This window comes from Cupriavidus sp. NPDC089707 (genome assembly GCF_044748965.1).
Lineage (GTDB): Bacteria > Pseudomonadota > Gammaproteobacteria > Burkholderiales > Burkholderiaceae > Cupriavidus.
The window spans coordinates 1-13,964 of sequence record NZ_JBIVHB010000012.1; the positions used below are offsets into that span (position 1 = coordinate 1).

Annotated in this window: 12 protein-coding genes; 7 read left to right on the forward strand and 5 right to left on the reverse strand. The window is 68.1% G+C overall.

The window, feature by feature from the left end; translation table 11 throughout:
• Window positions 1-247, reverse strand: a 247-nt coding sequence (locus tag ACIP1U_RS19440) for an NAD-dependent epimerase/dehydratase family protein (RefSeq protein ID WP_400318035.1), incomplete at its 3' end; no start/stop codon positions are given.
• Window positions 248-474: 227 nt separating this feature from the next.
• Window positions 475-2,226 carry a glycosyltransferase family 39 protein gene (locus tag ACIP1U_RS19445; protein WP_400318448.1) on the reverse strand — a complete coding sequence of 584 codons (1,752 nt, stop codon included), beginning with the start codon at window positions 2,224-2,226 and terminating at the stop codon, window positions 475-477.
• Window positions 2,227-2,465: 239 nt separating this feature from the next.
• Between ACIP1U_RS19445 and ACIP1U_RS19450 the strand changes: the two genes are divergently transcribed.
• Window positions 2,466-3,137, forward strand: coding sequence for a response regulator (locus ACIP1U_RS19450; protein ID WP_400318037.1), 672 nt, complete (start codon window positions 2,466-2,468; stop codon window positions 3,135-3,137).
• Window positions 3,134-4,492, forward strand: a complete 1,359-nt coding sequence (locus ACIP1U_RS19455; RefSeq protein ID WP_400318039.1) for an ATP-binding protein — start codon at window positions 3,134-3,136, stop codon at window positions 4,490-4,492. The genes ACIP1U_RS19450 and ACIP1U_RS19455 overlap by 4 nt, the downstream gene beginning before the upstream one ends.
• 57 nt (window positions 4,493-4,549) lie before the next feature.
• Here ACIP1U_RS19455 and ACIP1U_RS19460 read toward each other — a convergent pair whose 3' ends face one another.
• Entirely contained in the window at window positions 4,550-6,895 is a 2,346-nt protein-coding gene (locus tag ACIP1U_RS19460; protein WP_400318042.1) for a Tex family protein, read from the reverse strand.
• Between the two features lie 143 nt (window positions 6,896-7,038).
• On the opposite strand from ACIP1U_RS19460, the gene ACIP1U_RS19465 reads away from it, so the two are divergent.
• The 3 genes from ACIP1U_RS19465 (at window position 7,039) to ACIP1U_RS19475 (ending at window position 10,363) form a co-directional block, all read left to right on the forward strand.
• Window positions 7,039-7,866, forward strand: coding sequence for a hypothetical protein (locus ACIP1U_RS19465; protein ID WP_400318045.1), 828 nt, complete (start codon window positions 7,039-7,041; stop codon window positions 7,864-7,866).
• Window positions 7,867-7,901: 35 nt separating this feature from the next.
• Window positions 7,902-8,105 carry a DUF465 domain-containing protein gene (locus tag ACIP1U_RS19470; protein WP_400318048.1) on the forward strand — a complete coding sequence of 68 codons (204 nt, stop codon included), beginning with the start codon at window positions 7,902-7,904 and terminating at the stop codon, window positions 8,103-8,105.
• A 68-nt stretch (window positions 8,106-8,173) separates the two neighbouring features.
• Window positions 8,174-10,363, forward strand: coding sequence for an ATP-dependent DNA helicase (locus ACIP1U_RS19475; protein ID WP_400318051.1), 2,190 nt, complete (start codon window positions 8,174-8,176; stop codon window positions 10,361-10,363).
• 81 nt (window positions 10,364-10,444) lie between these two features.
• Here the strand turns inward: ACIP1U_RS19475 and ACIP1U_RS19480 are convergent, their stop codons facing one another.
• Window positions 10,445-11,275, reverse strand: coding sequence for an outer membrane protein assembly factor BamD (locus ACIP1U_RS19480; protein WP_400318053.1), 831 nt, complete (start codon window positions 11,273-11,275; stop codon window positions 10,445-10,447).
• A gap of 17 nt (window positions 11,276-11,292) precedes the next feature.
• Between ACIP1U_RS19480 and ACIP1U_RS19485 the strand changes: the two genes are divergently transcribed.
• Together ACIP1U_RS19485 and pgeF are read left to right on the forward strand one after the other, a co-directional pair.
• Window positions 11,293-12,576: an RluA family pseudouridine synthase gene (locus ACIP1U_RS19485; RefSeq protein WP_400318056.1), complete on the forward strand. Its 1,284-nt coding sequence runs from the start codon at window positions 11,293-11,295 to the stop codon at window positions 12,574-12,576.
• Window positions 12,560-13,363, forward strand: a complete 804-nt coding sequence (gene pgeF, locus ACIP1U_RS19490; RefSeq protein WP_400318450.1) for a peptidoglycan editing factor PgeF — start codon at window positions 12,560-12,562, stop codon at window positions 13,361-13,363. Before ACIP1U_RS19485 ends, pgeF begins: the two co-directional genes overlap by 17 nt.
• 4 nt (window positions 13,364-13,367) lie before the next feature.
• Here pgeF and ACIP1U_RS19495 read toward each other — a convergent pair whose 3' ends face one another.
• The gene (locus tag ACIP1U_RS19495; RefSeq protein ID WP_400318058.1) at window positions 13,368-13,604 is read right to left on the reverse strand and encodes a hypothetical protein; all 237 of its coding nucleotides are present in this window, start codon (window positions 13,602-13,604) and stop codon (window positions 13,368-13,370) included.
• Between the last annotated feature and the right edge of the window lie 360 nt (window positions 13,605-13,964).

Sequence of the window (13,964 nt, forward strand, 5' to 3'; positions counted from 1 at the left end):
GCGTGGCGATGGCGACCAGCGGCAGCACCACGTCGCACTTGCGGATGTTGTACTCGATCCACTCCTTGTTGATGGTGATGTCACCTTCGAAGAAGCGCATGCGCGGGTGGTCGACGAGGTCACCCAGGCGGTCCGTGTTCATGTCCATGCCGTAGACCTCCCACGGCGTGGTTTCCAGGATGCGGCGCGTCAGGTGATGGCCGATGAAGCCGTTGACGCCGAGAATCAGTACTTTCTTGCCTTGCATTGCTTTGACGATCGCATGGTAAAGAAGGCGTGCCGCGCGAGCGCGGCACGAAACACCGGCAGCACGTTAGTGTCATGAGTTGCAAGTTCGTTGCATAAGTCTGCCGATAAGACGCACGATCCGTCGTCGCGAATGCTCGCAAGGCTCCAGCCTTGCTGCGCTTCGCTCCTAGTCTCGTACGCCTTCTCGACAGACTTATTTCCGCAACGAAATTGCAACTCATGACACTAGCGCACGCCGGCTACGGGGAAGTTGGCCACGGCCACTCGCCGCCAGTCGCGCGCGATCACGTGCATCGGCGCGCGCGCGCTCAGTTCGGCAAACGTCCGTGGCGACAGCAGCGCCACGGCACGCGGGCCGTGTTGCCACGCATCGACAAAGGCGTCGATGGTCGGCAGCCATTTCTGCGGTTCCTGCTCCGTGCCGAAGGCCAGTTCATCGGGCTGCGCCACCATGGTGAGCGGATGTCGCAGGTAGAAGGGCAGCGTATGGTCAAGCATGCCCACGCCATAGAGCGGCATGCCGGGCCGCAGCACGCGCTCGATCGGCCCAGCCAGGGCGATACCCGATGCCGAGCGGCCGATGGCCTCATGGCCGAGCAGGGCAACCGTGAATGCCAGCAGCATGCTCAGCGCATAAGCCGTGATGCTTGCAATGCGCCCGTGCCGTCGCAGCAGCCACAGCGCGGCGAGCGCGCCGGCACAGACGGCGGCAAACGATATCGCCACCCACACGGAGTAGGCGCGATAGAGCATGTTCGGTGTGTTGTTGGAATCGAGCGTCGCCACCACAGGGCTTGCCAGCAGCCCGAGTGCGCCGATCGCCAGCATCGCCCAAAGCTGCGTGCGCCACGCCGGCACGCCGGTTTGCGTCAGCGCGGCACCGGCGAGGATCGCCAGCGCCGGGAACACCGGCAGGATGTAGCCGGGCAGCTTGGAACCTGACAGGCTGAAGAAGGCGAAGATCGATAGTGCCCACAGGGCGCACATCAGCGCGGGCTGGAAGGGTGCCGGGCCAGTTGTCCTGGCCGTCCCGGTGGTCCCGGTGCCCCCGGTGGTTCCGGCGCGATACCTGACGGCGCGGACCATCGCGGGCAGCAGCCCAAGCCACGGCAGGAAGCCGCCCAGCGCCAGCGGGACGAAGTACCACAGCGGACCTTGTCGCGAATGCACGGTCGACGTGTAGCGCTGCCAGTGCTCGTGGACGAAGAAGAAGTGCAGGAACTCGGGATTGCGCCGTGCCACCAGCCAATACCACGGCACCGCCACCCCGAGCAGCAGCGCGATGCCCGCAGGCGCATGCAGGCGCCGCCACAGCGCAAGGTCGCGCGTGACGCAGGTGTATGCCACCAGCACCAGCCCCGGCAGCACCAGCCCGACCAGTCCCTTGGTCAGCAGCGCAATGCCCATCGCCGTCCAGCATGCCAGCATCCAGCTGCGTCGCGCCGATGGCGTGGTGCGAGGGTGCTGCGCCAGCAACATGCTCGCCAGAACGCAGGCCATGACCCCGGAGAGGGTCATGTCGAGGGTATTGAAGTGTGCCGCCGCATTCCACATCGGCGCCGATGCCAGCACCAGCCCGGCCAGCCATCCTGCGCGCGCACCGAACCAGCGAGCCGCCGCCAGCATCGACGCCGCCACGCCGGCCAGGCCCGCAAGCGCCACGCACAGGCGCGCCTGCCATTCGCCGATGCCGAACAGCGTGTACGAGAGCGCCGTCACCCACATGTGGAAGGGCGGCTTTTCAAAGTACTTCAAGCCGTCATAGCGGATCGTTACCCAGTCGCCGGTGACCAGCATCTCGCGCGCGATCTCGGCGTAGCGGCCCTCGTCCGGTCCCTGCAAGTGGCGCGCGCCCAGCGTGCCGAACCACAGCAGCGCGAACGCCAGCGCGGCGAGCGCGAGCGCAATCGCGGGGACGCCTGCCACGCGGACGGCATGCACGGGCCCCGCGGCTAGGCGATCGGCGTGTGGCAGCACGGCGGGAGTGGCAGGGCTGGAGGGCAGGTGTGACGGCAAGGCGGCGCGGGCGGAAGTGTTGACGGCCTTGTCGGCGCCGGCGCCAGGCGCGGCGTTGAACAGGACAAGGCCTGGCAATGTGAGCGCGAGGATAAGCCGCCAACCTTAATGGCACATTAAGGCTGCGGGCGCACAATCGATGTCCTGCGCGGCGTGACGGCCGCATAACACCCGCATAACACCCGCATAACACCCGGAACATGAGAATCCTTATCATTGAAGACGACCCCATGCTCGGCGACGGCCTGCGGCGCGGGCTGCAACTGCTGGACAACGCGGTCGACTGGTTCAGCACCGCCACGGAAGCCGACCATGCGCTCGAGATGGCCGGCTATGACGCCGTGGTCCTGGACCTTGGCCTGCCTGGCGAGGACGGCATGGCGCTGCTGGCGCGCTGGCGCGCGCGCGGCTGCCGCATTCCCGTGATCGTGCTGACCGCGCGGGATGCGATCGAAAGCCGCATCGGCGGGCTCGACGCGGGCGCGGACGACTACCTGGTCAAGCCGATCGCGCTGGACGAGCTGGCCGCGCGCCTGCGCGCCGTGACACGCCGGGCCGTCGGGATGTCGTCGCCGGTGTGGAAGCACGGTGCGCTGGAATTCCATCCCGCCGGTAGGCAGGCATACTGGGCCGGCACGCCGGTGGAGCTGACCAGCCGCGAAGCCATGCTGCTTGAACTGCTGCTGGCACATCCCAACCGCTTGCTGACGCGCGACTTCCTGCGCGACAAGCTCTATGACTGGCAGGGCGGCGTGGAAAGCAATGCCTTTGAAGTCCATATCCACCACCTGCGCCGCAAGATCCATCCCAAGATCGTGCGCACCTTCCGCGGCGCGGGCTACACGCTGGGCGCGGCCGAGGACTGCCAATGACGCTGCAGCGCCGGCTTATCCTTGCCGTGCTGATCGCCACGCCGGTGGTCTGGCTGCTGACCATCGGCCTGACCTACGTGCGCGCCCGGCATGAGATCAACGAGCTGTACGACACCGACATGGTGCGCATGGCGCTGCAGATGCACTCGGTGGTGCCGATGGTCGACCTTGCCGCCGGGCCGTCGCGCACCCGGCCGCCGCAGCTGGTGGAAGGCGACCAGGGCGCTGCGGGCCTGGGCGACCTCGCCATCGCCGCGTGGCTGCCGAACGGGCAGCCGCTGCACATCGATCCGGAGGGCGACCTGCTGCCGCGCGGACCAGGCGTGAAGGGCTTTACCGATACCGTCCTCGGCCACCGGCGCTGGCGGCTCTACTACCTCGACGATCCGGATACCGGCTGGCGTGTCTGCGTCGGCCAGCAACTGGCCGAGCGCAACGAGTTGATCCTTTCCTATATCGCTGCGCAGGTGCTGCCATGGGCTGCGGGCCTGCCAGTGCTGATCGCGCTGCTGATCTGGTTCACGCGCCGCGCGATGACGCCGGTGCGGGCATTGTCGGCCGACATCGAACGGCGCGCGCCCGACGACCGCCAGCCGCTCAGCCTGGCCGCAGTGCCGGGCGAGCTGGTGCCGCTGGTCCACGCGATGAACCGGCTGCTGGCGCGCGTGTCGGATTCGATCGAGCATGAGCGCCGCCTGACCGCCGACGCGGCGCACGAGATGCGCACGCCGCTGGCCGCGCTGAAGGCGCAATGGGAGCTTGCCGAGCGCTCGCCGGACGCCGCGGAGCGCAACCTGGCCCGCGCCAACGTCGCCGCCGGCATCGACCGCATCAGCCGGCTGGTATCGCAGCTGCTGACGCTGAGCCGGCTGGAGGATGCCTCGGCGCTGCCGTCGCGCCAGCCGGTCAGCTGGCTGCCGGTGGCCCAGCAGGCGCTGTCGGACTGCCTGGCGCTGGCGCAGCAGAAGCAGGTCGACGTGGAACTCGAATGGCCGGAGCAGGGCGGGGACCCGCTGCCGGTCGCGGGCGATGCCAACCTGCTGTCCTTGCTGTTGCGCAACCTGCTCGACAATGCCATCCGCTACAGCCCGCCGGGAGCGCTGGTCACGGTGGATTTCGAGCCGGACGGCATTTCCGTGCGCGACCAGGGGCCGGGCATCGCGCCCGATGTGCTGGCGCGGCTGGGCGACCGGTTCCTCCGCGGGGGCGGGGCGCACCGTGAGCATGGGCATGGCCTCGGCGTTTCCATCGCCCTGCGCGTGGCGAGGCTGCACGGGCTCGACCTTGCCTTCACCAACCGGACCGACGGCGCAACGGGACTGGTCGTGACGATTGCCCGCGGCGGCACGCAATGAAAAACGCCCCGCACTGCTTCGTGCGGGGCGTCCCGGGTTTTGCGTGGCGCGCGCCGTTCAGCGCTTGAGCTTGGCAAATGCCGCTGCCATCGCGCCCGCCGGCTCCGGCTCGCGGCGGCCGCCGCCGAAGCCCTTGCCGCCGTTGCGCTGGCCGCCGCGGTCAGCGCCGCCGCTTCGCGGTGCAGCCTGGCCCGGCTCGTCATCCAGCCGCATCGACAGGCCGATACGGTTGCGCTTGACGTCGACCTCCATCACCTTGACCTTGACGATCTGGCCAGCCTTGACCACCTCGTGCGCGTCCTTGACGAACTTGTTCGACAGCGCCGAAATGTGGACCAAGCCGTCCTGGTGCACGCCGATATCGACAAAGGCGCCGAACGCGGCCACGTTGGTCACCACGCCTTCCAGCACCATGCCGGGCTGCAGGTCCTTCACGTCTTCCACGCCTTCCTGGAAGGTCGCAGTCTTGAACTCGGGGCGCGGGTCGCGGCCGGGCTTTTCCAGTTCGGACAGGATGTCGCGCACGGTCGGCAGGCCGAACGACTCGTCGGTGAACTTTTCCGGCGACAGGCCGCGCAGTGATTCGCGGTTGCCCATCACGTCCCGCAGGCCCTTCTTGATGTGGTCCAGGATGCGCTGCACCACCGGGTACGCTTCCGGGTGCACCGACGAGCGGTCCAGCGGGTTGTCGCCGTCGTTGATGCGCAGGAAGCCCGCGGCCTGCTCGAAGGTCTTGTCGCCGAGACGCGGCACCTTCTTCAGCGCGGCGCGGTTGGGGAAGGCGCCGTTGGCATCACGGAATTCGACGATATTGCGCGCCAGCACCGTGTTCAGGCCGGACACGCGCGCCAGCAGCGGTGCCGAGGCGGTATTGACGTCAACGCCGACTGCGTTCACACAGTCTTCCACCACTGCGTCCAGCGTGCGCGCCAGTTCGCGCTGGTTCACATCATGCTGGTACTGGCCCACGCCGATCGACTTGGGATCGATCTTGACCAACTCGGCCAGCGGATCCTGCAGGCGCCGCGCGATCGACACGGCGCCGCGCAGCGACACATCCAGGTCCGGGAATTCCTTGGCGGCCAGCTCCGAAGCGGAGTAGACCGAGGCGCCGGCCTCGCTGACGACGATCTTGGTCAGCTTCAGCTCGGGCATCTGCTTCATCAGGTCCTGTACCAGCTTGTCGGTCTCGCGGCTGGCGGTGCCGTTGCCGATCGAAACCAGCGCGACGTCGTGTTGCTTGGCCAGGCGCGCCAGCGTGGCGAGCGAACCGTTCCAGTCGCGGCGCGGCTCGTGCGGGTAGATGGTGGCGGTGTCGAGCAGCTTGCCGGTGCTGTCGACCACCGCGATCTTGCAGCCGGTGCGGATGCCGGGGTCGACGCCCATCACGGCCTTCGGGCCGGCCGGCGCGGCCAGCAGCAGCTCATGCAGGTTGCGGCCGAACACCTTGATGGCTTCGCCTTCCGCGGTTTCGCGCAGCTGCGTCAGCAGCTCGGTTTCCAGGTGCGGCTGCACCTTGACGCGCCAGCACCAGCGGCACACATCGCCGAGCCACTTGTCGGCGGGGCGGCCCAGGTTCTGGATGCCGACATGGCGCGCGATCATGCCTTCGCACGGGTGCGGCACCATCGCGTCCTGCTCTTCGCCGAGGCCCAGCTTGACCATCAGCACGCCCGCGTTGCGGCCGCGGAACAGCGCCAGCGCGCGGTGCGACGGCACCGTGCGGATGGTTTCGCTGTAGGCGTAGTAGTCGCGGAATTTCTCTTCCTCGGCGGTTTCCTTGCCTTCCATCACGGTCGACGCGACCACGCCATTGCTCCACAGGTGCTCGCGCAGCTTGCCCAGCAGTTCGGCGGTTTCGCCGAACTGCTCGGACAGGATGTCGCGCGCGCCGTCCAGCGCGGCCTTCACGTCGGGGACGCCGCCGTCGGCGGTCGGGTTGCCGTTGACGTACTTGGCGGCCTCGGCCTGCGGGTCCAGCGTGGGATCGGCAAGCAGTGCCAGCGCCAGCGGCTCCAGGCCGCATTCGCGCGCGATCTGGGCGCGGGTGCGGCGCTTGGGCTTGTAGGGGAGGTAGAGGTCTTCCAGCGCCTGCTTGGTTTCGGCGGCCTCGATGGCGGCCTGCAGTTCGGGCGTGAGCTTGCCTTGCTCCTGGATCGACGCCAGGATGGTCGCGCGGCGGTCTTCCATGTCGCGCAGGTAGAGCAGGCGCTCTTCCAGGTTGCGCAGCTGCGTGTCGTCCAGGTTGCCGGTTACTTCTTTGCGGTAGCGGGCGATGAACGGGACGGTGGCGCCCTCGTCGAGCAGGTCCACGGCGGCCGCGACCTGGCGTGGCTGCACGGACAGTTCAGCCGCGATGAGCGACACGATTTTTTGCGAGACGGAAGCGGGCAGGTTGGACATCTGAAAACGCAGTCGGTCGAAAGCGGGGCATTTTGCCACAAGCGCGGCGCCGTTCGGCCACGCTGAGCGCCGGCATCGCGCAAGGGGCGTTACCGGCATGTGCGGGGCAGGCCGCCAGGCGGCCCGGATGCTAGAATCCCGTCATGATCGTCAAGCCCCGTCCGGCCGCCGCCCAGGCCACTTCAGTGGTACCTTCGCCCGCTTTCTCACCCGCCTTCTCGCCCGCCTCCTCGCCGGCCATGCCAACTGTCGCCAACGTGCCGAAATCCATCCTTTTCCAGGCTGCCAGCCTCGCAGTGCTGGCGCTCGCCGCCGGCGCCGCGCTGATGCCGGTGCGACCGGCGTTGGCGCAAGCTTCCGCACCGGCCGCCGGGGCGACGCGCGACTTCGGTGCCGAACGCAAGGCCATCGGCGATTCGCGCGCCTGGACCAACTACCGCTTCTCCGCGGCCGAGCACGAGTGCTACAGCAAGTTCTTCGTCAACAGCTGCATCGACAAGGCCAAGGAAGCCCAGCGCCAGGAGCTGCAGGTGCTGCGCAAGCGCGAACTGGAAGTCGGCGAGGCCGAACGCGCGCACCGCGCCGCCGAGCGTGACCGCGAGCAGGCGCTGCGCCGTGCCGAATTCGAGGCCAGCCAGCCGCAGCGCGCCACCAGCGAGCAGTCCAGCCGCGCCGCGTTCGAGAAGAAGCAACAGGAACAGCAGCTGCGCGACGCGCAACGCCAGGGCGAAGCGCCGCAGCGCGCCGCCAATGCGCAGGCGTACCAGCAGAAGCAGTCCGACTTTGACGCCAGGATGAAAGAGGCGCAGCAGAAGGGCGCCGATCAGGCTCGCCAGCGCGAGGAAAACGTGAAGGCGTACGACGCCAAGCAGCGCGACCTCGAGCGGCGCCAGAAGGAACTGGAAGAGCGGCGCGCCAAGGCCAAGGAACAGCAGGGCCAGGCGTCGGCGCCGCGCCCGTTCGGCTTCTGAGCCGATCGCAGTGTGACCGTACAGCGGAGGCGCACATGGACAGCAACCTGAATACCCTGGAGCGGCGCATCATGGAGTTGCAGATCGAGCACCGCGACCTGGACTTCCTGATCGACCGGCTCACCAGCGATGTCGTCCATGACGAGCTGCAACTGCGCCGCCTGAAGAAGCGCCGACTGAAGCTGAAGGACGCCATCACGCTGCTGCAGTTGCAGCTGGAACCCGACGTGCCGGCCTGAGCATCCGGGCCGCCGCACCAAATGCCGCCGGCGACCGACCGGCGGCTTACACAAAGTATTCCCCCACCTTGTCCGACCTTTCCGATTCCCCCGAGCAAGACGACGCCAGCGCGGTCGACGCAACGGACCTGCATGACGTCGCCGCGAGCGCCGCCAGTGCCGTCGACGCCAGCGCCAGCCGCAGCGCCGAACTTGGCGCCATCTTCGCCGATACCGGCACGCTGGCGCAGGCCATCCCGGGCTACCGCCCGCGCGCTTCGCAGCACAAGATGGCCGACGCCGTCGCCGAGGCGATCGCGTCCAACGACACCGTGATCGTCGAGGCCGGCACGGGCACCGGCAAGACCTACGCCTACCTGGTGCCGGCCATGCTGTGGGGCGGCAAGGTCATCCTGTCCACTGGCACCAAGAACCTGCAGGACCAGCTGTTCCTGCGCGATATCCCGACGGTGCGCCATGCGCTGAAGGTGCCTGTCTCGGTGGCATTGCTCAAAGGCCGCGCCAACTACGTCTGCCACTATCACCTGGAACGCGCGCAGGCGGCCGGGCGGCTGGCATCGCGCCAGGACGCCGCGTGGCTGCGCGACATCGGCCGCTTCGTCAAGGAAACCAAGACCGGCGACAAGGCCGAGCTGGCTGCCGTGCCTGAGAACGCGCCGGTGTGGCAGATGGTGACGTCGACGCGCGACAACTGCCTGGGTTCGGAGTGCCCGTACTACAAGGACTGCTTCGTGATGCGCGCGCGCAAGGAAGCGCAGCAGGCCGACGTGGTGGTGGTCAACCATCACCTGTTCTTCGCCGATGTGGTGCTGCGCGATACCGGCATGGCCGAACTGCTGCCCGCCGCCAACACCGTGATCTTCGACGAGGCACACCAGTTGCCCGAGACCGCGACGCTGTTCTTCGGCGAGACGCTGTCGACCAGCCAGCTGCTCGAACTGGCCCGCGACACCGTGGCCGAAGGCCTGTCGCATGCGCGCGATGCGGTCGACTGGGTCGCGCTGGGCGCGCCGCTGGAGCGTGCCGCGCGCGACTTGCGGCTCGCGTTCGGCAAGGACAACGCGCGGCTGGCGCTGGGCCAGATCGAGGCCGATCGCCGCATTGCCGAGCCCTTCAACGAAACGCTCGATGCGCTGGACGAGGCGCTGTCCGCCTTCGTCGAGATGCTGGAAAGCCAGGCGGAGCGCGCCGAATCGCTGCAGCAGTGCCATCGGCGCGCGCTGGAGCTGGCCGAGCGGCTGGCGGCATGGCGCAGCGATGTTGTTGCCGCGCCCGTGCCCGCCGCACCGGCAGGCGAGGGAAGCGAGGGCGCCGAGGGCGGCGAGGGCGGCGCGGCAGCCCAGGCACCGGCGCCCACAGAAACAGTACGCTGGGTCGAAGTGTTTTCCCATACCGTGCAACTGCACCGCACGCCGCTGTCGATCGCGCCGATCTTCTCGCGCCAGCGCGGCGGCCATCCACGTGCGTGGGTCTTTACCTCGGCCACGCTGTCGGTCAAGGGCAACTTTACGCACTATGCGGCCCAGCTTGGGCTGGACAAGGATCGTTCGCTGACGCTGCCGAGCCCGTTCGACTACGCGAAGCAGGGGCTGCTGTACGTGCCGCGCGAAATGCCCGCGCCGCAGTCGCCACAGTTCACCGATGCCGTGGTGCAGGCGGCTCTGCCGCTGATCGAAGCGGCCGGCGGGCGAACCTTCCTGCTGTGCACCACGCTGCGTGCGGTGCAGCGCGCATCTGACCTGCTCTATGATGCCTTCGCCGAGCGCGGCCTGAACCTGCCGCTGCTGGTGCAGGGTCAGGCCAGCCGTACCGAGCTGCTCGACCGCTTCCGCGAGCTGGGCAACGCCGTGCTGGTTGGCAGTCAGAGCTTCTGGGAAGGGGTGGACGTGCGTGGCGAGGCGCTGTCGCTGGTGATCATCGACAAGCTGCCGTTCGCGCCGCCGGACGACCCGGTGCTGGCCGCGCGCATGGAAGTGCTGCAGAAGAAGGGACTGAGCCCGTTTGCCGTGCACCAGCTGCCGCACGCGGTGATCACGCTGAAGCAGGGCGCGGGGCGGTTGATTCGCTCGGAGTCCGACCGTGGCGTGCTGGCCATCTTCGACACCCGGCTGGTGGAGAAACCCTATGGCCGCCAGATCTGGCAGAGCCTGCCGCCATTCACACGTACGCGCGAGGCAGCCACGGCGGTGCGCTTCCTGGAATCGCTGCGCGGCGAGGGCAAGGCAGCGCCCGCCGGGGAAGCGGGCGCGGAAGACTGAAGGGCGCCCCTGGAAAACAAAAACGGGATGGTCCTGCGACACGTCCCGTTTTTTATCGCCACCGGTGGGCGTGGGCGAAGCTCAGAACACTTCCCACCATGACTTGTCCTTGCGGCGCTCGCCGTACTTGATGAAGTCGCTTTCCGGGAAGTTCTTCTCCATCACGCGGGCGGTGTCGTCGCGCAGGTCCTTCATGCCCATCGCATCGTACGAACGGATCATGATGTACAGCGCTTCCTCGTTGGCCGGCGCGCCGTCATAGTCCTTCAGTGCCTGCTGTGCGCGGTTCACCGCGGCCAGGTAGGCGCCGCGCTTGTAGTAGTAGCGCGCGGCATGCACCTCATGCTGGGCCAGCGAGTTGACGATGTACTGCATGCGCAGCGCGGCGTCGGCGGTGTACTTGCTGTCCGGGTACTTGGTGACCAGCGTATTGAACGCGTCGTAGGCGGCGCGCGCGGCCTTGGGGTCGCGCTCGCTCAGGTCCTGGCCCGAGAAGCGGCCCAGCCAGCCGAGGTTGTCGTTGAAGTTGATCAGCCCCTTGAGGTAGTAGGCGTAATCGATGTTGGGGTGGTTCGGGTGCAGTTGGATAAAGCGGTCCACCGCGGCCAGCGCGGCGGCCGTCTCGCCGTCCTTGTAGTTGGCGTAGGCGGTGTCGATCTGCGCCTGCTGCGCATAGCGGCCGAACGGATAGCGGCCTTCGAGCTTTTCGTAGAGCTTGACGGCGCGTGTGTAGTCGCCGCCATCCAGTGCGTCCTTGGCTTCCGAATATAATTTGTTGGCCGACCAGCCGGCGGTCTCGTCGGGCTGGTCCGCCAGCAGGCCGCATGCCGACAGCATGACGCAGCTGCCTGCGAGCAGAACCGCTCCAATTGTCGCGCGCCACGGCGCGCGTTTCATGCTCTGCAATTGCATGGGCAATCGTATCCCGGATGAAAAAAAATAGCGTCAAGCATTATAGCCCAAGCCCTCAACCTCAAGCCCGACCGGGCGCAGGGGTGGGAGGACTGCCACCCGAACAGGTGCGCGCCGCCGCAGCCGTGGCTGATTCCGAGGAGTTCGAAGACCTTGCCGATGCCGTGCCGGCCAATGCCGCGCCAGGCGCCGAGGCGGGCGTGATGCTGTCCCTGGAGGTGGACAGTGCGGCGCATGGCGAACGTCTCGACAAATTGCTGGCGCGTCACTTCAGCGAATTTTCGCGCAGCCGGCTGCAGCAGTGGATCGAAAGCGGCGCGGTGCGCGTCGACGGACAGGTGCGCCGCCCGCGCGATGCCGTGCAGATGGGCAACCGCATCGAGGTGCAGCCGCAGGCCGCGCCCGAATCCTCTGCCTTTGCGCCGGAGGATGTGCCGCTGGACGTGGTCTATGAAGATGGCACGCTGCTGGTCATCAACAAGCCCGCCGGGCTGGTGGTGCATCCGGCCGCCGGCAACTGGAGCGGCACCGTGCTCAACGGGCTGCTGCATCGCGACCCGGCCGCCGCTGCGCTGCCGCGCGCGGGCATCGTGCACCGGCTCGACAAGGAAACTTCCGGCTTGATGGTGGTCGCGCGCACGCTGACCGCGCAGACTGACCTGGTGCGCCAGTTGCAGGCGCGCACGGTCAAGCGCACGTACATTGCGCTGGTCTGGGGCCGCACTTACGACGAGGGCACCATCGATGCGCCGATCGGCCGCGACGCGCGCGAACGCACACGCATGGCGGTCGTTCACACGGCCAGCGGCAAGCCCTCGCGCACGCATTTCCGCACGCTGGCCACGGTGCCGCTGGGCCGCAGCTTTGTCTCGATGGTGATGTGCAAGCTCGAGACCGGGCGCACGCACCAGATCCGCGTGCACTTTGAATCGATCGGCCATCCGCTGGTGGGCGATCCGGTCTACTTCCGCGCGACGCAGCGCGGCCAGCGTCCGGCGATCCGCGTGCCGCTGCCGGTGCCGTTCGAGCGCCAGGCGCTGCATGCGCACAAGCTCGGGCTGGTGCATCCGGCTACCGGACGCAACATGTCGTGGACCGCGCAGCCGCCGGCAGACCTGCAGGCGCTGGTCGATGCGCTCGACTTCGAAAGCGCGCAGGACGAGGACGAAGAAGAGGCCTGGGACGAAGTGTGGGAGGGCGGTGAAGCGCACTGGGAATATGCCGGCCGGGGTGACGAGGACGCTGACGAGGACGGTGACGAGGATGGTGACGACGATGAACACGATGAGCGCGACGCCTGATTCCCAGTGGCTGGTGCCCGACTGGCCGTCGCCGGCGCGCGTGCGCGCGCTCTCGACCACACGCCTTGGCGGCGTCAGCCAGGGGCCGTACGGGCTTGCCGGCGGCGCGCCGGGCGGCCTCAACCTGGGCACGCATGTCGGTGACGACCCGTCGGACGTCGCGCGCAATCGCCAACGCCTGGCGGCGCACCTGCCGTCGATGCCGCGGTGGCTTGACCAGGTGCATGGCTGCGCCGTGGTCACGGCCGACCACGTGGCCGGTGCAAAGGATCCCGCCCCGCAGGCCGATGCCAGCGTCGCGATCGCACCGGGCCATGTCTGCGCCGTGATGACGGCGGACTGCCTGCCGGTCCTGCTGTGCGATGCGCAAGGTACGGTGGTGGGCGCTGCGCACGCCGGCTGGCGTGGGCTGTGCAACGGCGTCATCGAGGCCACGCTGGCACGCATGCAGGCCGCGGCCGGCGGTCAGGGCCAGCGCTGGCTGGCGTGGCTGGGGCCGGCCATCGGGCCGGATGCGTTTGAAGTCGGCGCCGAGGTGCGCGACGCCTTCCTGGCGCAGGCGCTTGCCGGCGAGCGGGCCGCTGTTGCCGCGGCGTTCCGTGCCGGCGCCCCGGGCAAGTACCTCGCCGACATTTATGCGCTCGCGCGCACGCGGCTGGCACGCGCCGGCTGCACTGATGTGTATGGCGGTGACGCCTGCACCGTCACCGATGCAGCGCGCTTCTACTCCTATCGCCGCGACGGCGTGACCGGCCGCATGGCCAGCCTGACCTGGCTGGCCGACTGAGGCATCAATCCTTTCTCTGCGGCGGTGTTTCCGCCGCCGGCGGCGCATTGGCGCCGGCCTGCGCGGCGCGCTCGGCTTGCGCTTTGCGCCGCCGCCGCGCGGGCGTGCCCAGGATGTACAGCACCAGCGCCACCGGCGCCAGGCCATAGAACACGAACGTGGCGACGCCCGCCACCACCGTGTGCTCGGTGATCGCCATCATCAGCGCGACATAGAGCCAGCCAATGGCCACGATGTACATAAAATTTTCATCCTTCTCGTCTATCCTGCGGAGCCTCGGCGGAGGTAGGCGCGGCATACCGTCCGGTAGGTCGGGAAGCGCGCTGCCCCGGGACGGATTTCCGCATTGACAGCGCGTGCGTTGCAAGGCAACAATGGCCTCAAATGTCTCGGGATCGCTGACGATTCCAAGGTTTTTTGCCGGCAAGCATACCGCATGGCGTTGCCAGCCAGAGCGCCGCGGTAACCGGTAAAAAAGGGAGTTGCTATCGGGATGGGCGGAGCCCGCCGCGCGAGCGCGGCAGAGGTTCCGGCGAAATGATCTGGCTAGCCTGCCCAATTCGGGGAGGCGCGCGCCGGGCCTATCCGGATAGCATCTCCC